General features: G+C 33.2%; 20 protein-coding genes. 13 read left to right on the top strand and 7 right to left on the bottom strand.

Going from position 1 to position 19,718, the window contains the following annotated elements:
- Positions 1 to 438: 438 nt before the first annotated feature.
- The 5 genes from AAGU07_RS01080 to AAGU07_RS01100 all read left to right on the top strand — a co-directional run bounded on the left by AAGU07_RS01080 (position 439) and on the right by AAGU07_RS01100 (position 6,103).
- Positions 439 to 615 (top strand): hypothetical protein, encoded by a 177-nt coding sequence (locus AAGU07_RS01080; protein ID WP_342457369.1) that lies wholly within the window; start codon positions 439 to 441, stop codon positions 613 to 615.
- A gap of 980 nt (positions 616 to 1,595) precedes the next feature.
- A complete protein-coding gene (locus AAGU07_RS01085; protein ID WP_342457370.1) occupies positions 1,596 to 2,564 on the top strand; it encodes an alpha/beta fold hydrolase in 969 nt (322 codons plus the stop codon).
- A gap of 2 nt (positions 2,565 to 2,566) precedes the next feature.
- Positions 2,567 to 2,845: a DUF5750 family protein gene (locus AAGU07_RS01090; RefSeq protein ID WP_342457371.1), complete on the top strand. Its 279-nt coding sequence runs from the start codon at positions 2,567 to 2,569 to the stop codon at positions 2,843 to 2,845.
- 78 nt (positions 2,846 to 2,923) lie between these two features.
- The gene (locus AAGU07_RS01095) at positions 2,924 to 3,778 is read left to right on the top strand and encodes a metallophosphoesterase (RefSeq protein ID WP_342457372.1); all 855 of its coding nucleotides are present in this window, start codon (positions 2,924 to 2,926) and stop codon (positions 3,776 to 3,778) included.
- Positions 3,779 to 3,910: 132 nt separating this feature from the next.
- Positions 3,911 to 6,103, top strand: a complete 2,193-nt coding sequence (locus AAGU07_RS01100; RefSeq protein WP_342457373.1) for a phage holin family protein — start codon at positions 3,911 to 3,913, stop codon at positions 6,101 to 6,103.
- A gap of 12 nt (positions 6,104 to 6,115) precedes the next feature.
- Here the strand turns inward: AAGU07_RS01100 and AAGU07_RS01105 are convergent, their stop codons facing one another.
- Positions 6,116 to 6,559, bottom strand: coding sequence for a nuclear transport factor 2 family protein (locus AAGU07_RS01105; RefSeq protein WP_342457374.1), 444 nt, complete (start codon positions 6,557 to 6,559; stop codon positions 6,116 to 6,118).
- 351 nt (positions 6,560 to 6,910) lie between these two features.
- Between AAGU07_RS01105 and AAGU07_RS01110 the strand changes: the two genes are divergently transcribed.
- Positions 6,911 to 7,360: a DUF6884 domain-containing protein gene (locus tag AAGU07_RS01110; RefSeq protein ID WP_342457375.1), complete on the top strand. Its 450-nt coding sequence runs from the start codon at positions 6,911 to 6,913 to the stop codon at positions 7,358 to 7,360.
- A 62-nt stretch (positions 7,361 to 7,422) separates the two neighbouring features.
- Positions 7,423 to 8,178: a ZIP family zinc transporter gene (locus AAGU07_RS01115; protein WP_342457376.1), complete on the top strand. Its 756-nt coding sequence runs from the start codon at positions 7,423 to 7,425 to the stop codon at positions 8,176 to 8,178.
- Between the two features lie 99 nt (positions 8,179 to 8,277).
- On the opposite strand, the gene AAGU07_RS01120 is transcribed toward AAGU07_RS01115, so the two are convergent.
- Positions 8,278 to 9,507, bottom strand: a complete 1,230-nt coding sequence (locus AAGU07_RS01120; RefSeq protein WP_342457377.1) for an FprA family A-type flavoprotein — start codon at positions 9,505 to 9,507, stop codon at positions 8,278 to 8,280.
- A gap of 232 nt (positions 9,508 to 9,739) precedes the next feature.
- On the bottom strand, positions 9,740 to 11,449 hold the full coding sequence (locus AAGU07_RS01125) for a histidine kinase dimerization/phosphoacceptor domain -containing protein (RefSeq protein WP_342457378.1): 1,710 nt from the start codon (positions 11,447 to 11,449) through the stop codon (positions 9,740 to 9,742).
- 257 nt (positions 11,450 to 11,706) lie between these two features.
- Here AAGU07_RS01125 and AAGU07_RS01130 point away from each other — a divergent pair, with 257 nt between their 5' ends.
- Positions 11,707 to 12,600: a UbiA family prenyltransferase gene (locus AAGU07_RS01130; protein WP_342457379.1), complete on the top strand. Its 894-nt coding sequence runs from the start codon at positions 11,707 to 11,709 to the stop codon at positions 12,598 to 12,600.
- Between the two features lie 76 nt (positions 12,601 to 12,676).
- Here AAGU07_RS01130 and AAGU07_RS01135 read toward each other — a convergent pair whose 3' ends face one another.
- The gene (locus tag AAGU07_RS01135; RefSeq protein ID WP_342457380.1) at positions 12,677 to 13,075 is read right to left on the bottom strand and encodes a PaaI family thioesterase; all 399 of its coding nucleotides are present in this window, start codon (positions 13,073 to 13,075) and stop codon (positions 12,677 to 12,679) included.
- 232 nt (positions 13,076 to 13,307) lie between these two features.
- On the bottom strand, positions 13,308 to 13,589 hold the full coding sequence (locus AAGU07_RS01140) for a hypothetical protein (protein WP_342457381.1): 282 nt from the start codon (positions 13,587 to 13,589) through the stop codon (positions 13,308 to 13,310).
- A 150-nt stretch (positions 13,590 to 13,739) separates the two neighbouring features.
- On the opposite strand from AAGU07_RS01140, the gene AAGU07_RS01145 reads away from it, so the two are divergent.
- On the top strand, positions 13,740 to 14,393 hold the full coding sequence (locus AAGU07_RS01145) for an alpha/beta fold hydrolase (RefSeq protein WP_342457382.1): 654 nt from the start codon (positions 13,740 to 13,742) through the stop codon (positions 14,391 to 14,393).
- An 8-nt stretch (positions 14,394 to 14,401) separates the two neighbouring features.
- On the opposite strand, the gene AAGU07_RS01150 is transcribed toward AAGU07_RS01145, so the two are convergent.
- Both AAGU07_RS01150 and AAGU07_RS01155 read right to left on the bottom strand, forming a co-directional pair.
- Positions 14,402 to 14,965 carry an SAM-dependent methyltransferase gene (locus tag AAGU07_RS01150; RefSeq protein ID WP_342457383.1) on the bottom strand — a complete coding sequence of 188 codons (564 nt, stop codon included), beginning with the start codon at positions 14,963 to 14,965 and terminating at the stop codon, positions 14,402 to 14,404.
- 80 nt (positions 14,966 to 15,045) lie between these two features.
- Positions 15,046 to 16,692: a GAF domain-containing protein gene (locus tag AAGU07_RS01155; protein WP_342457384.1), complete on the bottom strand. Its 1,647-nt coding sequence runs from the start codon at positions 16,690 to 16,692 to the stop codon at positions 15,046 to 15,048.
- Between the two features lie 214 nt (positions 16,693 to 16,906).
- On the opposite strand from AAGU07_RS01155, the gene AAGU07_RS01160 reads away from it, so the two are divergent.
- From AAGU07_RS01160 to AAGU07_RS01175, 4 genes are all read left to right on the top strand, one after another.
- On the top strand, positions 16,907 to 17,590 hold the full coding sequence (locus AAGU07_RS01160; RefSeq protein WP_342457385.1) for a DUF169 domain-containing protein: 684 nt from the start codon (positions 16,907 to 16,909) through the stop codon (positions 17,588 to 17,590).
- A 12-nt stretch (positions 17,591 to 17,602) separates the two neighbouring features.
- Complete coding sequence (locus tag AAGU07_RS01165) at positions 17,603 to 18,427, top strand: DsrE family protein (RefSeq protein WP_342457386.1); 825 nt, start codon at positions 17,603 to 17,605, stop codon at positions 18,425 to 18,427.
- A 13-nt stretch (positions 18,428 to 18,440) separates the two neighbouring features.
- Positions 18,441 to 18,767, top strand: coding sequence for a DUF5400 domain-containing protein (locus tag AAGU07_RS01170; protein WP_342457387.1), 327 nt, complete (start codon positions 18,441 to 18,443; stop codon positions 18,765 to 18,767).
- Positions 18,768 to 18,908: 141 nt separating this feature from the next.
- Positions 18,909 to 19,565 (top strand): 5-formyltetrahydrofolate cyclo-ligase, encoded by a 657-nt coding sequence (locus tag AAGU07_RS01175; protein ID WP_342457388.1) that lies wholly within the window; start codon positions 18,909 to 18,911, stop codon positions 19,563 to 19,565.
- Positions 19,566 to 19,718 lie beyond the last annotated feature (153 nt).

Raw genomic sequence — 19,718 nt, forward strand, 5'->3', positions numbered from 1 at the left:
ATTTTTTATGCGTAAAAAATGCATAGCATTTTTACAGCTGTCAAAATTTGCAATTTTGACGCGACAAATCGAAAGATTTGTCAGCTTTGATTTGTTGCCCCGAAATCATAGATTTCGAGGGTTTCCTCCAGCAAAAGAAAATGTTGCACATTTTCTTAAGCTTCGTTCTGCGGCTGCAAAAACATAGTTTTTGCAAGCTTTGTTTTTTTCAATATAACATTTTAATGAAGTATAAACCATACCATGATAATATACATGGGCCTATTTTAAATTTTACTTATAAGTGGAAATTATGGAAAGTAACACAATTCATCTACAGAAAAGAATATACTACTGCTCTAACAGATAATATAAATAAGCCCAGTATGATTACTAATTTCAAGTTAGTAAGGCGTAGAGCAGGCATGGAGAAATAAGGATAATTAAAGGGGTAATATTATGGTAAACACAGATATTGGAAACAATTTTGAGATTAGTCATTGTCCAAGATGTGATACCAGAAAAATAGGCATTATTGGTCTTGATGAGTACAATCAGGTCTTAGTGTTTAGATGTAATAAATGTGGAGAAGAGTTTACAAGACCCGTAGAAAAAATTGTATCTAATATTCTTTAGACAAACAAATTAAACATTAATAATTCCTGTTTAAGAGAATATTTAATTTATTAGATAGTAAAGTCTTTCAATATTTAGATTTTTATTATTTAACCTAATAATCACCATATAAGTTAATTATAGTAAATTCACGTCTCTTTTAATTCAAACTAATTTTATAAAACTTAGATATGAATCAGATTCAGGTATAATATACAATTGACTAAATTTAAATCTAAAAGTGTGTAACTTTTGATGATTTAGAAAAAATAAAATAGTAGCTGTTCTATAATATTATTATAATGAATAATTACATAGTTTAGACATTGATCTATAAAAAAAAACGTGTTTATGTGATTTAAATTGTTAAATGTAAGTTTAACTATCTAAATTTATAAGTTTAAAAAGTTATGTTTACAGAACGAAGCTGGAGAAAAATGTTTACAAAATCTACGATTTTGTAACAGCAAACATGAAGCATTCGAAAATTTTTAATTTTCGATGCGCCAAAATTCATTGAATTTTGGCAGTGTTTGCATGCCATGCATTTTTCTATGTTTGCGAATTTTCAATTCGCAACCGTAAAAATCGCAGATTTTTACATGCCGGAGGAAATTTATTTCCTCGGCCGCAAAAACCTATGGTTTTTGTAGGCGTCAAAAATCTTCGATTTTTGACAGCTAACAAACAATACATGTTTGTAGTCTGCAAAACTACGTGTTGCGGTCAGGAAAACCTATGGTTTTCGGGGCGTCAAAATTCGCAGAATTTTGACAGCTAACAAAAATCTTCGATTTTTGTGCCATCGAAATCCTCAAAAACCAGCGGTTTTTGAAGGCTTTGATTTTTTGAGGGAATTTTCACATGTTATTTACTATAAATAACCAAATAGAGTTCAAATCTTGAAAAATCACAGAGTATAGCTTCTATGATAATCAAATAATCTAATCGTGGAACATTATTTTTATATAAATTCAAACTTAATTTTTAATGGGAATAACATGTTAAAACCAAAATATGAATCTATAAATAACTTTAAATTTAAATCTGGTGAAATTTTACCTGAATTAAATATGGAATATGCCACATTTGGAACCAAAAAGCTGGATGATGATGGAAATATCACTAATGGAATAGTTTATCTGCACGGCTCTTCTGGAGATTACTCATCTGTAAAACGTGTGAAAGATGTTTTAGGCCCTGGAAAAGTTATGGATACTGATGATTATTATGTAATCTGTCCTACATCTCTTGGGAACCCAGGATCCTCATCACCATCAACATCAGGTATGGGGCACCTATTTCCAAAATATACCATAGAAGATATGGTAGATGCATCATATACCCTTTTAACTCAAAAATTAGATATTAAACACCTAAAAGGTATTATTGGCACTTCAATGGGTGGTTTCCTTGCACTTCAGTGGGCTATAAAATACCCTGATTTTATGGATTTTATCATACCTCTCACTACAAGCTCTTCATCAAAAGGTCAAAATTATGCATTATCTACTATAATGAACAATTACATTAAAAATGATCCAGATTATTTAGATGGTAAATATGAGCATAAACCCCAAACCGGGCCTCAAAATGCGATGATGATGCTTTATTTATTTGGTTTTTCGCCAGCTTACTATAAAAATTCTTCAAATGAAGAAGTTCTTGAATCAATTCATGAAATGGAATTAGAAGGAGCTAATTCTGATGCAAATAACATTGTATGGCAAAATGAAGCTACTATGATATATGATGTAAGCAAAGAATTGCATAAAATAAAAGCTAGAACACTAATAATTGGAATTAATCAGGACCTGTATTTCCCACCGGATACCGATGTAATACCACTTTCCGAATCAATACCTGGATCTGAACTCTTTTTATATGATTCAATACTAGGGCATGTAGGATCAAGCGAGGTAAAAATAGCAGAACAGGTAATTGGTGATTTTTTAAAAGATGGAGATTAAAGATGAAAGTTAAAGTTGTTGATTACGGAGTTTCAGATGATCCCAAAAAGTACTATGTGACTTATAAAATTACTGATATCGATGAAGAATCAATAAATAAACTTAAAAATCGCGTTGAAGAAGAATTAGATCTTAAATCCGGAGATTTATATTTAACTGCCTATTTTAACAAAGAATATTATCCATTTGGAAGTGAAGAATCTAAATACCGCAGTGAAGACTTTATAGCAAGGGAAGAAATTGAAATGTGGGCATATTTAATGAGTCTTTTGGAGGATTAAAGAATTTAGAATTTTAAATTAATTTATAAATTTTATTTTACATATTTGATATTATCACCACTCGGGAGAAACTGATAAATGAAGGATACGTCTTCAAATGACTTAAAGGATTTTAAAATACGAGAAAAATTGCAGTGGGCAATGTCCAAGTCCATGGAAAAAATGGGAATGCATGAATTTGATTCGTGTCATTTTGAAATAGTGCCGGTTGAAATAACAGTTCCTGGACTGGACCCTTCTTTTGATGGCTACAGCATTGCACATATCACTGATATTCATTTAGGGCAATGGATATCAACAGATAGACTAAATGGAGTCATGGATCTTGTCAATCAACAAAATCCAGATATGGTAGCAATAACCGGTGATTTTGTATCTTATGCAATCGATCATCTTGTAGATGATTTAACTAACTGTCTTAAGAAACTTCAACCCATGGATGTGTCACTAGCAGTCCTTGGAAATCACGACCACTGGCTTGGGGCCGATAAAATTCGTAATATACTGCAAGAAAGCGATATAATAGACATCAGTAATGATGTTTATACTTTAAAACGTGGAGATGCTGTGCTGCACGTAGCAGGTGTTGACAGTGTCACCTTAAATAAACACCGCTTGGATCTGGTTATGAATAAATTACCCTCTTGCGGACCTGCAATACTGCTTGCACATGAACCCGACTTTGCAGATATCAGCTCAACAACAGGGAGATTCAGTTTACAGATTTCAGGCCATTCACATGGAGGACAATTTATGATACCTGGTATTGGAACATTTATCCGGGGGCCCCACTTCTTAAAATATCCAGTCGGTAAGTACAAAGTGGGGGATATGGTCCAGTACACAAACCGCGGGCTTGGAACAAACATATTCTGGCTTAGAATTAACTGTCCCCCTGAAATTACTGTGATAAACCTCAGAACACCCAAATAATAAATATAATGCAATTAAAAATTCTAAAACCAGGTTTAAGAATAAATATATACTAATTAATAACTTCACAAGATTAATAACCAGATAAAATTCATATTATAATTAGTAATCAGTATTTATCCGAGGTTAAAAATGGATAAAAACCAGAACATTCTATGGATGGGCCGTACATTAGTTTTATTGATATCCGAAGTAGCAGGACTTATGTTAATGACATGGCTTCTTCCGGGACTGAGCATTAACAGCTGGGAAACAGCATTGATAGTAGTTGTATTAGTTGGTATAATAAATGCTATCTTTTGGCCTATTTTATCATATTATACCCTTCCTTTTCTTGTTTTTACCTTTGGAGTAGGTACATTACTTTTAAATGGTTTGCTTATATGGTTTATCAGTCTTTTTGTCCCTGGAATCACTATAAAAGACTCAGCTTTATTTCTGGTTCCTCTAGGGATAGCACTTATTAACACGCTTGCATCTGGAGCTTTAACTATTGGAGATGAGGCATCTTATTATAGATCCGTTTTAAGGAGATATGCTGAACGCTTTTCAAAAAATAATCATTCTGATAAACCTGGCGTTATATTTTTAGAAATTGATGGACTGGCAGAAGCTGTCTTACAAAAAGCTCTAGATAAAGAATACATGCCCACACTTAAAGGGTGGATAGAAAAAGGAAGCCATAAAATTCTTCAGTGGGAAACTGATTTATCTTCCCAAACTGGTGCTTCCCAGGCAGGTATTCTTCATGGAAATAATCACGACATGCCTGCTTTCAGGTGGGTTGAAAAGGAAAATGATAATAAATTAAGGGTATCTACTGGATTATTTGATGCACCTTTACTTGAACGGCGTGTATCAGATGGAAAAGGATTGCTTGCAGTAAATGGAGCAAGTAGATCTAATCTTTTCTCTGGAGATGCATTAAATGCCATATTTACCTACAGCAAACTCAGTGATTTATCGAAGTTTTATACAAAGGCATGGTATTTTTTCTATTCTAATCCCTACAACTTTGCACGTACCATTGTGCTGTTTTTATGGGACATTCTTCTGGAAATTGCATCCCGCTTCAGGCAGTGGAGAAAAGATGTACGACCTCGAATGAACCGCAGCATTATTTATTTAGCTGTGAGGGCTACAGCCAATGTTTTTTTACGCGAGATAACAACAAGTACCATCATTGGAGATATTTTTACAGGCCGGGCTGATGCAGTGTATGCTACATATGTAGGTTACGATGAAATAGCACACCATTCAGGTACAAAAGATAGTGATGCTTTTTATGCACTTAAACAGTTAGATAAACAATTTTTGCTCCTAGATGATGCAAGAAAGAGTGCTTCAAGACCATATCACTTTGTGATACTTTCTGATCATGGGCAAAGTAATGGAGCAACATTTAAACAGCGCTATGGAATTTCTTTAGAAGGTTTAGTACGCGAACTAATTCCTAAGGACTTAAAAATATATTACGAGTTCGATACAAATGAGGATCACTTTAGCCAGGTAATTACGTATCCTATTGCCGATGGGAAACGCTGGATAAGTGAAAAGAGAGAAAATGCAATCAAAGGAAGTAAAGAATTCACCGGAAATATCAAGCAGTCAATTGAGAGACAGGAAACTAAATGGATGAAGGAAAAACGAGAAAATGCAGTTAAAAGCAGTAAAGAATTCACCGGAAATATCTGGCAATCAATTGATAAGGATGATAAAATAAGTGAACGGCTGGAAAAATTTAATGAAGCACTCAAAATTCCAGTAAAACCACGAGAAAAACCTATTGATCATAAAGATGCAGATGTCACAGTGCTTGCTTCAGGTAACCTTGGCTTGATCTACTTCAAAAAATGGGAAAGTAGAATGACCTTTGAAGAGATCAATGCTGTATTTCCTGAATTAATTCCAGGTTTAATACGACATGAAGGTATTGGATTTATAATGGTTCGATCCAGTAAGGAAGGACCTATTGTAATTGGCTCTAAAGGAGTTTATTATTTAAAAGATAATCAAATAGAAGGAGAAAACCCTCTTAAAGGTTTTGGAAAAAACGCAGCTTTACATTTAAAAAGGACAGACAGTTTTAAATATGTACCTGATATTCTGGTAAACAGCTTATATGACAGCGCAAAAAATGAAGTGGCTGCTTTTGAAGAATTGATAGGCAGTCATGGAGGATTAGGTGGTGAACAGTCAAAACCATTCTTATTATATCCATCGAGCTGGAATTTAGAAAAAGAAGAAATAGTAGGGGCTGAAAAACTTCACAATGTTTTAAAAAGTAAGTTAGATGAACTATGGTTAAATACTGAAAATAAATAAGTATTTAATTAATCAGCTTATAATCCATTCTGGGAAGGAATGCCCTACTTCCTGTTGATTTGCAGGTAAAGAAAAATGTAGGTGTGCAAATAACCATTTATCCCCTTTATTTTCAAGAACCATACTTAACCGCCCTGAAAGTAGCACTTCTTTTCCTGAAATTACGGCGTACATTGTCATCAATGCGGATAACCATGCCACATTGCCTGCATATTGAATAGTAACCTTTTCAAATTTAACCTGGATATTATCAGCCTGGGAAAAATCACGTTTAAATCCTTCCCTAAGCTCTTCACAGCCATGAACCCATTCATCCGTGCCTGTACCTATCGCTACAATATTCGGATCATCTATAAACAGATCTACCATAGCATCAATATCTTTGTCTGCGTATGCTTTTGCATACTTTTTAAGCATATCCATAACTTCAAGCTCTATGTTTTCCTCACATTTCATACTTAAGTCCCCCTTTATCATATTTATGTTTTCTTTGTTATATATATTTATATGGGTATTTTAAGCAAATTAAGGCCTAATTTAGTCATTATTTTAGATTCATATGAATTAAACTGGTTTATAATCATATTAAAATGTTAAAAAATACAAAAATATTCGCTACGACAACAAAACACTTCTGTTAAAATTTAGATATATGAATTATCTTAAAAATATTTAGTTTACCCGGCGATATTTTAAATACATTATTTTTCACGTGCAAATATGTTATGTTTGCTGTTTAAATCTTCGATTTTACAACCTCCAGGACATAGCGAAACTATTTTTAAATATGCTTTCTAATATTACATGATGAAATCTCTGTGCATAATCGCATGTGGAAAAAAGAAAATATGGGATGAAAATCCCGAAGCAGGCCCTGTAAAAGCAGAAAATTTGTATACAGGTTCATTTGCCAGAAAATGCATTCAATACGCTAAAAAGTCTGATTTTGATTCATGGTGCATTTTATCAGCTAAATATGGGTTTTTATTTCCAGATGAAGTTGTCCAGGGACAGTACAGTGAATGTTTCCACAATAAAACATCAAATTCAATTACATTAAAGAATCTTTTTTTACAGATAAAGTCTAAAGAACTTGATAAATACGAAAAAATCACTATTCTTGGTGGGAATTATTATACCCACATGATGAAAAAATTGTTTAGTGAAAAAGAAGTTCTTAATCCGTTAAATGGATGCAAAGGTATTGGACACATGATGAAGAAACTCAATTATTTAATTGACACTGCATCACTTTAATTTTAGTTTAATGAAAGATATATTAACTCATTAAAACTATAAGTCAACTAAGATGTGATATTATGATACCTGAATGGATTATGGCAGGATTATGGGGTTTAATAGCAGGATCGGCTCTTTTAATAGGGGCATTGTTTGCATACGTATTTGAAATTCCGCAGCGCATAGTAGCTTCCATAATGGCCTTTGGTGCAGGTGTTTTACTTTCAGCGATCTCCCTAGAATTAATGGAAGAGTCATTTTCCCTTGGAGGATTCCCCAATATGGTTACAGGTTTTCTTCTGGGCGCCTTAATTTTTACAGTTATAAATATTTACCTCGCGCGTTATGGGGCTAAACACCGTAAACGTTCAGGTAAACAGGTTCAATCAAACGGCATGTCAGAAGATAATAGTTTAGCTATTGTTGTAGGCTCTGTAATAGACGGGATTCCTGAATCAACTGCGATAGGGATTACTATAATTACAGGAGGAGCAGTAAGTGTTGCAACTGTCGTTGCAATATTTATATCCAATATACCTGAGGGCTTATCAAGTACAGCAGGTATCAAAAATGCAGGGTGGAATCCTGGTTCAATATTTGGTATGTGGCTCCTTATTACAGCTGTCAGCGGGTTAGCATCCCTTGCAGGTTATGCTGTCTTCAGCCAGCTTCCGTCGAGTATAAACTCATTAACTCTAGCGCTTGCAGCAGGTGGAATTCTTGCAATGCTTGTAGATACAATGATTCCGGAAGCTTTTTCAGAAACTCATGATCTTGCAGGTTTAATTACAGTTTTAGGGTTTATAGTTTCATTTATTCTTTCAAAAATAGGATGAAAAAATCAAAATACTCCTGAATATGACAGAAATGCATTTTGAACCCATAAAAAATAATTAGAAAAAAAATTAAATATTAGTTAATCAAAGTTTTAGGTCTTAAATTGCCTGCCTGTTTTTAAGCTCAACAGCTAGATTTTTACCCAGTTCGTAGCATTTATCCAGTTCTTCTTTACCGGGGACATAGTTTACTTCTAGTTTGTCAAATACTTCAAAACCGGATTTTTCAAGTTCATCTGCTATTTTCCGGACTCCACCGCCGGCCCATCCATGGGAACCAAAAATAAGAGCTAATTTTTTAAACCCTGTTCTATCAAACCTTAAGCCTTCAAGGTAATACATTAGGTCACCGATACTTGGGTATGGTTTGTTGAATATTGTTGGAATCCCAAATAAGACAGCTTTACTATCTAAAATATCTTTTACAATTTCACTCCGCTCGTCTTCATGTAAAAAGTACATGAACACATCAACATCTTCGCTCATTATCCCCTCTGCAAATGCATGGGCCATCTTTTGTGTTGAGCCGTGCATTGTGTCGTATACAATGGTCACTTTATTTCTACATTTACCTGTAGCCCAGTTGCTGTATGCTTCAATGATTTTCATTGGATCTGTCCATATCTGGCCATGTGATGGGGCAATTATTTCAATTTTATCAAGCAGTGCTAAATCTTCAACTTCTTTAAATTTCCTAAGTATTAAAGGGGATAAAGGTGTAAGTAAATTAGCATAGAATTTTTTGGCAGCGTCCATTAATATAAATTCTGGAATTTCAGTGTCTAATCTTTGTCTAAAACCTAGATGCTGTCCAAATGCATCATTTGAAAATAATATGCCATCATCAACAAGCAGTGTAAACATGCTGTCAGGCCAATGAAGCAGTGGAGCTTCAAGGAAGGCTAATTTTTTATTCCCAATGTCAAGTTCATCTCCAGTTTTGACAACGTTGAAATTTGCATTTTCAAGGGAATAATGTCTTTTAAGTCCTTCTAGTGCCTTTTGTGTACAGTATACTGGTGCATCTGGGAATTTTTTATGCACATCAGACAGGGCCCCGCTGTGATCTTTTTCAACATGGTTTTGAATTATAATATCTATTTTGAATTCTTTTCCCTCTTTAGCGCAGGCATCTTCAATTCTACCCCACATTTGAGAAGCTGTTCCAGGATATGTATTATCAATTAAGACTGTTTTGTCTTCTCCAAATACTAAGTAAGCGTTATATGTTGTACCATTTAGAGTGTATCCATGATAACTTCTTAAATCCCAGTCAAAGACTCCTACCCAATATACATCATCTTTAATTTTAACTGCATCTGCCTTCATTCTTCACACCTCTAAAACGAAAGTTTAGAAATTTCTAAATATATTTAAAACTATTTATTTAAGTTATATAATTTTTAACTTATATTTTTATCTATAAAAGCTAAAGAATACTATTAAATGATTAAATTAAGATGATAAGCCTATTTTTTAGGCATAATAGTTAAAATAGATATATAAACCTTTAAAAGACGTTATATGTACTTTTATTTAGATAAAAGTCTTAAAAGTGGCATTAATTTTTATAATCTAATTTATTGAAAATTAGTCTAAATCTAGTTCCATTAATTCTGTCAAGTTCTATAGAACCATCTAGTTGATCTACAAGACTGTTTACTAGTAATAAACCTAAAGTGTTACTATTCTTGAAATCAGTGCTTTCTGGTAATCCAACACCATTGTCGCTTATAACTAAAATGAATTTATCTTCTTTATAAGAATGTAAATATATACATATCTCATTTAAAATTATATCAGATGATTTACCGCAGTTATCTGCTGGAAATGCATATTTTAACGAATTAGTTACAAGTTCATTGATAATTAAACCACATGGAATTGCTGTATTGATGTCCAGTGAAACATCATCAATATCTAAGTTAAAGTTTATGTAAGAAGAATCTATGGAATATGAATAGGACAAATAATTTATTAGATTTTTAACATATGTTCCAAATTCAATATTTGTAAAATCAGATGATTGATACAGCTGTTCATGGATAAATGCCATAGATCTAACTCTGCTTTGGCTTTCTCTAAAAAGTTCAAGATCTTCTTCATCTTTTACATATTTAGATTGGAGGCTGAGCAGGCTGCTTATAATCTGTAAATTATTTTTAACACGGTGGTGGATTTCTTGAAGCAGCAGCCCTTTTTCCTCAAGGGATGCTTTAATTTTATTTTCTGCCAGTTTAATATCGGTAATATCATTACCAATACAAACTATCCCCAATGTTTGGGAGTTATCAATTTCAATTTGAGAGAGGGACAAAAATACTGGAATTAACTGACCATTTTTAGCCTTGAACATGGTTTCTATATTAGTTATTGATTTTTTATCGCCGTTAAATGGATTTTTTTTAAATAAAGACTTTTGATCCTCTGCAAAGACAGTATTGAGGGGTTTATCAACTAATTCTGAATCATCAACCCCTAAAAGATCCATAGTTGCCTGATTAACCTTTACTATGAGCATGTCATCATCAAGTAAAAAGAAAAAGTTTGACATGGTAGACACAATACTATTTGCAGCGATGGCGGGAGTAAGTGCAGGAAATTTGTATTTCCAGATTCCATAGCTCATAAGGGTGATTCCCATGGTCATGGTGGTCATTGTCAGTTCAGGTACCCTTAAAAATACAATAGGTAAAATAAAGTCGGTTCCTAAACTTATAAAGAAAGGTATGTAAAGACCTGCAAAAATGTATTTGGCCTGTTTTTTCTTTAAATCGTATGATTTTAAATAATATGCAAAACATATTCCTCCAGCTAAAACCACTGCAACAACTGTCCATAGCGACATGATGTTGTATAATGTTGCATCTGCAGGAATAGTGTAAGTCCATCCCCAGTATTCTTTTGAAGCGCCGGATATAAGTAAATCAGTGGTTAATCCAATTGCGGAAATGGCAATTCCCGGCAGGTATATTAAAAGATAGGTTAATTTATTTTTTAAATAGGGAGATTTAGTAAATATCAATGAGACATGCAGAAGTAAGGACGGTACTATGGGCCATAGAGTACTAATTTTTAACCAGAAAAATGCTGTCTGAAAGGTTTCAGCATGCCTGTATTCAAATTCTATAAACGCGAGAAATCCTACAAATATACATGTTAACGCAATTATGCTATTTAACCGGCTTTTTGGATTTTTATGGTAAATAAAATTACCAAGAAAAAAACACACCATAAAGGCTACCAGTGAAATTAATGCAAATACGTTCATTTGATATTTTTCTCCGATTTAAACTTTTTTAAATTTTGTTTTTTATATTATTTAAGTATAACTTGATATGCGACTCTATTTTAATTAATATATTCATAAAAAAGTTTATTTTTAAACAATATTTATTATTTATACTCAAAAATTGTATTACTTTTATTTATTTGTTTATTTCGCCTAAATAAACAGATAATAAGAAGTCAATATCTATTAATCAGCAAAATATGTTTAAAATTGTATTAAAATCTGGAGGAAAAAATATGCATTTGAACGTGAATTATGGAAATATCGAATTTAAGTCTTTGAAATATTTAAAAAATGAAATTACCTATGGAGGATATTTAGCTGCACTGTGCAGTCCATGTTTTATATTATCTACCTCGATTATTTTGGATATCCGAATTTCTATACCCATGCTGCTAATATCATATTTGCTGCCTTTGATAATTTACAGCTACGATTACTATAAAGACATAGATAAGGATATTAAAAACAATTCAGAAAGGGCTACTTTTTTAAAAAGGAAAGCAGATAGATATCCATTTGTATTCACTTTTTACAGTTTATTTTTGGTTTCTCTGCTGGTCTTATATTCAAACTGGAGCATGGTCGTTTTTATAGGGGCCATAATGGCCGGTGGGATACTGTACAATGTGGTGCTCAAAAAACTAACAAAAAAGATTCCTGCATTTAAAAATATGTTTACAGCATTAACATGGGCACTGGTAGGGGCATTTTTCCCACTTTTTTACTATTCCATGGGTATTAACCTGTCTTTTATCATAGCATTTCTGTTTATATTTATGAGAGTCTTGAACAATGTTATGTTCTTTGATTTGAAGGATATAGAAAATGACAGGTCTGAAGGCTTAAAAACACTCCCTGTAATGCTGGGAAAAAAAGGTGCATTAAACTTTCTACAGGCTTTAAACGTTATTTCATTCATTCCTTTAGTGGTGGGAGTGTACTTTAACATAATTGATATTAAGGGTATTTTATTGCTAATTTTCCTTTTTTATAGTTATTTCTATATTAATAAGGCAAATTCAGCATCAAGTAGTGAATTAGAAAAAACTGCACATACATTAGCAGATTTAGAGTTTATTTTATGGCCTGTTGTTCTTATAGCGGTCCCATTTTTAAATATAGTCTAATTAGGTAGAACTAGACAGCCATTTATTTATTTTTAATTATATTTTCCTTTAATTTATTTTTTATTAAAGCTTAAATTTAAATATCTATTTTATCCCTCTTTCTGTAGGCCATCCCCTGGAAGATTGCTATTAACGCATCGTTATCATTGGTAACTGTAATTGTATAAGTACCGAGCTTTGGATTTACAGATATCTCTTCTGCTTCAGCAAATAGAGTTCCAGATCTAGCGGCTTTCATAAAGGAGATATTTGCATTTATAGCTACTGTAACAGTTTTGTAAGAATTTGCAGCAGCAGCAAAGGTAAAATCTGCTAAAGTAAATATAGCCCCTCCGTGAACAGTTCCAATCCCATTAAGATGATTTTCAGTTATTTCCATTTTAGATTTTGCCCATCCTTCTTTAACTTCAAGTAGTTCTATACCTGCATATTCAGCAAATTTATCTTTTTTAAAGAATTCTTTAATCTTTTCCATCTTAATTCACCATAACTCTATATTAAATATGTATTATCTATAAATAATTCTCTTTAAAGGAATAATTTTATAATTAATTATATATTCATTGATTTTTGTTTAAATGAATTTTATGTTGGCCATAGAAATAATATATAACCAATCCTATTGCAAACCAGATAATAAATCTTAATTGAGTGATACTTGGCAGTTCAAATACACAAAATGCAAAATATTATTGCAATAGAAGGGATTACAGGTACAAACGGCGTTTTAAAAGGGCATTGAATGTCTGGTGCGTTTTTCTTAACATTATTACAGCAAATGAAACAATAATAAATGCTACAAGGGTTCCTATATCTACAAGCTGGACTACATCAGTTATAGGAACAAATGCAGCAATAGCCGCTCCAATAAAGCCAATAAATGCAATACCAGTAACTGGAGTGTTATATTTTCCATGTATTTTTATTTGATTTTCTTGATTAATGGAGTTTAAATTATTTAAAATAACAATTGACGCCGTTTTTAACATTTTTGGACTTAGTTAATTATTATAATAATAAAATATAAATAATTATTACTAATAACATCTAAAATTTAAGTAAATATATTTTTCATTAAACAATTAAAAAACCGTATTTTAATTTATAAATTCATATCAAGCTTAAAAAGAGGAAATATAATGGATATTAAAATAGATATCAAAGAAATTATAGGAGAAAATGCTAAAAATGGTTATATTCCTGTAGAATTGATAACTGATAGAGGTGAAGTATCCTGCCGATTTTATAAAGTTGACAGCGACAATTTAAGCGTAATTTGGGTAGGTGGAGTAGGTGGAGATTGGGACACACCATCTGAAGAATTATACCCCGATCTATCTGAAAAACTTAAAAAAAATAACATATCTTCCCTTAGAATCCGCTACAGATATCCTCATGATATTGAAGAATCGGTATATGATGTACTTGCTGGAATTAAGTTTTTAAAAAATGTAGGGGCATCTAAAATTGCTTTAGTTGGCCATTCAATTGGAGGAGCAGTGGTGATTCAAGCTGCTGCATTATCCAGTTCTGTTAAAACTGTAGTTACACTTTCAACTCAAAGCCACGGGACTGATTCAGTTTCTAATTTTTCTCAAGGCACTTCCATATTAATTATCCACGGATCTGATGATCCTGTTCTTCCCATTAACTGCTCTAAACAGGTTTACAATAAAGCACATGATCCAAAGGAAATAGTTATATTAACTGGAAATGCACATTGTCTGGATGAATCTTCTGAAAAAGTCCACCAGATAGTATATGATTGGATTGTATCAGAATTAACCAATTAAACATTGGTCTAATAATAACGTATATTACATTCTTTTAGTGATAAATTACTTTGGCCTATTACATACAAATAAATCTCTTCATTTTCATCTACTTTTACTGGTTTCCACCCTCTGAATTTCCAGACATATGAAACAATTCTAGTTCCCGGCTTTAACTCTTCCAAAAACTTAGATTTTAATTTTTGATTGGCAGTATTACTTAAAAATAAAGTTACCACTGTAGCTTCACTGATATTTTGATTGAAAAAGTTTCCCCATATAATTTTGGCCCTGTTTCCAATACCTGAAAGTGTTATGACTAAGCGGGACCAGAATACGCGGGACGGATCTGCTTCCAACCCCACTGCCTTTGCATTATACTTTTTAACAGCATTAATCACAATTCTACCGTCGCCAGAGCCTAGATCATATACAATATCTTCTGGACCTATTTCTGCCATATCCAACATCTGTTTAACCAATTTTTTAGAAGTAGGCTGAAATCCAGCACCTATAATACTTGACCAGAATATCCATATTAAAAAAAGTCCAATTATTGCTAGAATTATGAGTATATACAATGAAAATGTCATTTTGTGCTCCGATTTTATATTATTTGATACTAACTTTGTTTTCTATATATTATTAATTAAGAGTTATCTTTAGTATAAAATTAAATATGTATACCTCTGTTACTTTCTACCTTTAGTTTAATTGCTAATCTTGACTTTTCAAGAGCTAAACCTAATTGTAAACCAATAGAACTAAGATTTTCAAGACTAATATCATTGTAATGCTTTATCTGTCTGCTACCCATATTTAAAAGACCTATTATATTATCACCGCTTTTAATGGGCAATATTAACATGGTTCTTATACCATTTGCTTTAACTGCAGGTTCGAGGGATTCATATTCTTCAGATTCAGATGTTATATATACTAAATTCTGTTTTTCAAGTGTTTTACTGAAGAGATCTTTAAACATGCCTGCCATGCACATATTTTTAAGACCTTCAGGAAGATTTTTGTGTACCCTTAGAGTTAATTCTTCTTTATCGTCATTTAGATAAATACAACCCATTTCAAAGCCCAGTGAACTAATAGTGGATTTTACAGCTTTTTCAAGCATTTCATCTTCGTTGCTTGTGGAATTGAGTACAGTTGAAATCTGGTTCATTGCAAGTAAAGTGTTGGCAAATTCCTCTTTCTCACTGGTTAACCTCTGCATCTTCAGATATCCTGAAAGTTCATCGGCAGCCATCTCTACATTTTCAATGCTTACAGAGCTAACTGAAGTTAAAGTAGTCAGTAGAAGTATAGAACCAATGGCAGAATCTTCATCGATAATTGGAATAGACAGCATCAAAGAAATAGACATGTCTCCCATTACTGATTTGACATTTTCAAGATAAAAGTCTCCTTTCCCGGCAGATTTTGCCTCCAGCGTATTCATACTTTTTTCAATAAATCCTTTAACATGCGGAAGTAATTCACCAGTTGACTCTGATGTTTCGTAAGCGGTCCTTATATTTCCATTATCCTTTAAAAATATCGTACAATATTCATATGGAATTATATCTTTGATACTTACTGTTGCTTCTTCCATAAGCTGTTCTTCACTACTTGCTGAACCTGCAGCCTGAGCTATTGATAACAGTGTTTCTAACTCGCGCTTTGTACGTCTGGATTGTGAAAGTTCTTCCCCTATAATAACAATACCAATAACAGTTTCATTATCCTCCAAAATCGGCTGCAGTGATATTTTATATGGTCTGTATATGCCCGACTTTTCCATCATATCTATTTCAAGGGTTATATTATCCTTCAAACTCAATGATCGTGTAAGGTTTTCAATCATATTTACTTGTTCGCTGCTTATTATGTCACGTAGATTCTTTTTTGCTGGAAAGAATGTATTAAACGTGTTATTAAATGTTATGATGTCCATATGTATATTAACAGTGAATATTAATGCATCTGGACTGTCAATTAACATTTTAAGTTCCATTTCCTTTGACCTTAGTGCATGCAGTCTTGAAGCAGCTGATACAAGCTCATTTATTTTTTGAATGTCAAGATCAACAGGTTCAGATATGATTTCAGGTTTTTCAGGGATAGCTTGTTTTAAAAACCATAATTTACTCCTGCCCACAAATTTAAAATCTAATATTCCTTTTGCATGCAATATTTCAAGATACTTAAGCACAGTAGCTCTGCTCCTGCTTGTACCCCTCGTTATTTTATCCAGCATGCAGTCTTCAGGAGGGTGAGATCTTATATATGACATGATCAGCCTTTCTGTATTTGATAATTCTTCCATGATCTCCATCTCAAATCATTTATACTATATAGTATAATTTAGTAACTTATATATAAATATTGCCTACTGCACGTATTTCGCGTTATTCTTTTATATATATGTATGTTTTTCATTTTATCAAAGGACAAAGTTTAAATATTAGAAATTATACTATAAAGTATAGTTATACTATAAAGTATAGTTTAAATATATCATTTTGCAGAGGGCAGATACAATGTATGAAGAAAAAGTAAAAGAATTAAAAGAATTGTTAGGACTAAAAGGAAGTCCTGTAGCTGTAAAACTGGTAAAATCCGCTGATGAAATACCTGAAGGTTATCTCAAAGTAAGTGAAAAGAAAAGGCACTGTGAATTTGTCCAGGACGCAAGGTTAACTGGAAATAAAGGTTATGCAACTTCTGATGAACACATGTGTAAAGGAGGAGCCGGTGTAATGGGAATTGAACCATTACCTGCAAGTGTAGCTTCTGGAAAGATGTACCACCAGCTTGGAAACTTTGAAACCCCTGAAGGTGCCCAGGAAACCATAGCTGCTATTCCTAAATCCAGCGAAAATTACTTTGCTTCAATTTATTCACCTTTAGAAAGTGCAGAATATGAACCTGATGTAATAGTTCTTGTAATTACACCAAAACAGGCTTTAAGAGTATCTCAAGCTTATTTAAGAGCAAAAGGTGGTAGAATTTCCAGCGACTATTCAGGTATACAATCACTGTGTGCTGATGCAGTAGTGGCAGTAAAAGAGCGAGGAGTACCAAACATGACCCTCGGATGTAGCGGGTCACGTAAATACGCCAAAGTAGCAGATGAAGAAGTTGTTATAGGCATACCCCCTAAAAACTTCGTTGATATAGTTGACGCCTTGGAAACATTTAAAGGTAAATGGGGAGAACTTTAGGAGAAAACAGCCATGAAAACCGTGCAAGCTCTGGGAATTAAGGCACCTAATTCAGCTATACTCGCAGAAAACATAATAAAAAACGGTGCAGATGATGGGTTTATCTTAACTCTCAGCCCAGGATCAGAAGAAGGCCTTGAAAACATAGCAGAGAAATATGGTTTCGCATTTGAAGTGGAAAATTCAGATAAACAGGTTGTAGTTAGAATGACAAAATCACAAGCAGTAGAATTGGACGTTACTGGAGAAACATGCCCAGGACCTATCATACTGGTAGGGGAGAAGCTTAGTTCTATGGCAATTGGGGAACGCTTAAAGGTCAAAAGTAAAAGTAGTGAAGCCATTGAAGATATAGCCATTTCCATTCCAGAAATGAGTGGTAAAGTGGTTGAAAAAGGTACAGATGACAATAAGAGTTATATTTTACTGGAAAAAGTAGAAAAAACTGCTTCAACATCTGCTGCAGTAGCTAATAGGGATAAAGTGCTTGTCGCACAAAGTAATGGGATAGGTAATGCAGAACGTGCATACGCCACATTCATATTCTCAAAAGCTGCCCTCAGTATGGGTAAACAAGTGGCAATATTCCTGCTCATGGATGGAGTAAGTATAGCCAAAAAAGGTAACTCCAAAAAGGTTAAGCATCCATCTTTCGATAGATTGGACAAGCTAATGATAGAAGTTATTGAAATGGGTGCTAAAGTTTACGTATGCGAGCTCAGTGCCGAATTTAGAGGAATGAAACAGGATGACCTTGTTAAGGGTACCAGCCTTGCAGGGGCTGCAACATACATAACACTGCTAAGTGACCCTACATACGCAGTTGTAAACTTTTAATGGAGGAAAAAGAATGCAAGTTACATATCCCGTAATAATACTCGCGATACTGGTGAGTGGTATTGCAAGCGGTTTTATAACATTTAGAATGTCAGGTATGCGCCTGGCACCTCACTTTGGTGCTTTGATATTAGCACTTATAGTCACAATTGCAGCTATTGCCACAGGCAATGTGTTTGTTCTCTATGCAGCTGTAGCATTGCAGTTAATTGCAGTTATTACAGCATTTACACAGACATGGGCAACGCTCAAATATAATTTCCAGACATCACCAGCATATGCTCCACATCTGGCTCTTATGGCTATGATTCCAGTACTCGCAATTGCATCAGTGATTTAATTTAATTCTATTTTTTAATTCTTTTTTAAACTCTTAATTTTTTATAATTAATATTCAGTATTTACAGTAGTAATTCTTTAATTTAACTGAAATACGTCCAGTGTTATAGATTTATTTAACTTACACCATATAATAAAACCAATGATAACCGAAGAGAAAGAAAGAGTAAGAAACCTAATCTGGAGCACTTTAGAGAATAATAATTTATCCCAACATACTAAATCTCCCTATGGGAGAATACCTGATTTTTCAGGCTCGACTGAAGCTGCCAGAATGTTAAGAAACACTGAAGAATGGCAAAATGCAGAAGTTATCTTTTCAAGCCCAGATACAGCCCAGATAAAAGTCCGTGAATTTGCACTGTTAGATAAAAAGCTGTTAATTATGGCTTCACCCAAGCTTAAAGAGGGATTCCTTTTAATAGATCCATTTAGCATTAAAGGGAATGAAGAAACAGCATCAACCATAAAAGGCGCTTTTAAATTTGGGAAAAAAATCCATGAACTTACGAAACTTCGTTTCGTGCTCCGAAATCAAAGATTTCGAGAGTTCCCTCAAGTAGATCTTGTAGTGGAAGGTTCTGTAGCAGTGGATAAATCTGGAAACCGGCTTGGAAAAGGAGGGGGTTACGGCGATAGGGAAATATCAGAGTTAATTTCTGAAAAAGCTATTACACCAAGTACTCCAGTTGTAACTACTGTTCATGAAACCCAGATTATAGACGAAGTCCCTACAGAAGAACATGATCAAAAAATAAACATGATCATAACACCTGAAATGGTAATCAGGATCATTTGACTTGTCTAATTATGTTATACTTAAAATAATGCATCAAAAATTAATGATTATTAGTAATGATATGGTTGTTCATATTCATAATAAAGTCTAGAAAGTAGACAATACATTAAGTTGTAGTATTGACCAATTAAACATGATCTTTATCTAAGATTT

The sequence above is a fragment of the Methanobacterium sp. genome (assembly GCF_038562635.1).
GTDB lineage: Archaea > Methanobacteriota > Methanobacteria > Methanobacteriales > Methanobacteriaceae > Methanobacterium_D.

Coding starts and splice junctions, on each gene's coding strand:
- AAGU07_RS01090 (WP_342457371.1), top strand. CDS start 2,567: ATGAAAGTTAAAGTTGTTGATTACGGAGTTTCAGATGATCCCAAAAAG.
- AAGU07_RS01170 (WP_342457387.1), top strand. CDS start 18,441: ATGCAAGTTACATATCCCGTAATAATACTCGCGATACTGGTGAGTGGT.
- AAGU07_RS01175 (WP_342457388.1), top strand. CDS start 18,909: ATGATAACCGAAGAGAAAGAAAGAGTAAGAAACCTAATCTGGAGCACT.
- AAGU07_RS01100 (WP_342457373.1), top strand. CDS start 3,911: ATGGATAAAAACCAGAACATTCTATGGATGGGCCGTACATTAGTTTTA.
- AAGU07_RS01160 (WP_342457385.1), top strand. CDS start 16,907: ATGTATGAAGAAAAAGTAAAAGAATTAAAAGAATTGTTAGGACTAAAA.
- AAGU07_RS01150 (WP_342457383.1), bottom strand. CDS start 14,965: ATGACATTTTCATTGTATATACTCATAATTCTAGCAATAATTGGACTT.
- AAGU07_RS01155 (WP_342457384.1), bottom strand. CDS start 16,692: ATGGAAGAATTATCAAATACAGAAAGGCTGATCATGTCATATATAAGA.
- AAGU07_RS01080 (WP_342457369.1), top strand. CDS start 439: ATGGTAAACACAGATATTGGAAACAATTTTGAGATTAGTCATTGTCCA.
- AAGU07_RS01145 (WP_342457382.1), top strand. CDS start 13,740: ATGGATATTAAAATAGATATCAAAGAAATTATAGGAGAAAATGCTAAA.
- AAGU07_RS01135 (WP_342457380.1), bottom strand. CDS start 13,075: ATGGAAAAGATTAAAGAATTCTTTAAAAAAGATAAATTTGCTGAATAT.
- AAGU07_RS01120 (WP_342457377.1), bottom strand. CDS start 9,507: ATGAAGGCAGATGCAGTTAAAATTAAAGATGATGTATATTGGGTAGGA.
- AAGU07_RS01130 (WP_342457379.1), top strand. CDS start 11,707: ATGCATTTGAACGTGAATTATGGAAATATCGAATTTAAGTCTTTGAAA.
- AAGU07_RS01110 (WP_342457375.1), top strand. CDS start 6,911: ATGAAATCTCTGTGCATAATCGCATGTGGAAAAAAGAAAATATGGGAT.
- AAGU07_RS01165 (WP_342457386.1), top strand. CDS start 17,603: ATGAAAACCGTGCAAGCTCTGGGAATTAAGGCACCTAATTCAGCTATA.
- AAGU07_RS01140 (WP_342457381.1), bottom strand. CDS start 13,589: ATGTTAAAAACGGCGTCAATTGTTATTTTAAATAATTTAAACTCCATT.
- AAGU07_RS01095 (WP_342457372.1), top strand. CDS start 2,924: ATGAAGGATACGTCTTCAAATGACTTAAAGGATTTTAAAATACGAGAA.
- AAGU07_RS01085 (WP_342457370.1), top strand. CDS start 1,596: ATGTTAAAACCAAAATATGAATCTATAAATAACTTTAAATTTAAATCT.
- AAGU07_RS01125 (WP_342457378.1), bottom strand. CDS start 11,449: ATGAACGTATTTGCATTAATTTCACTGGTAGCCTTTATGGTGTGTTTT.
- AAGU07_RS01105 (WP_342457374.1), bottom strand. CDS start 6,559: ATGAAATGTGAGGAAAACATAGAGCTTGAAGTTATGGATATGCTTAAA.
- AAGU07_RS01115 (WP_342457376.1), top strand. CDS start 7,423: ATGATACCTGAATGGATTATGGCAGGATTATGGGGTTTAATAGCAGGA.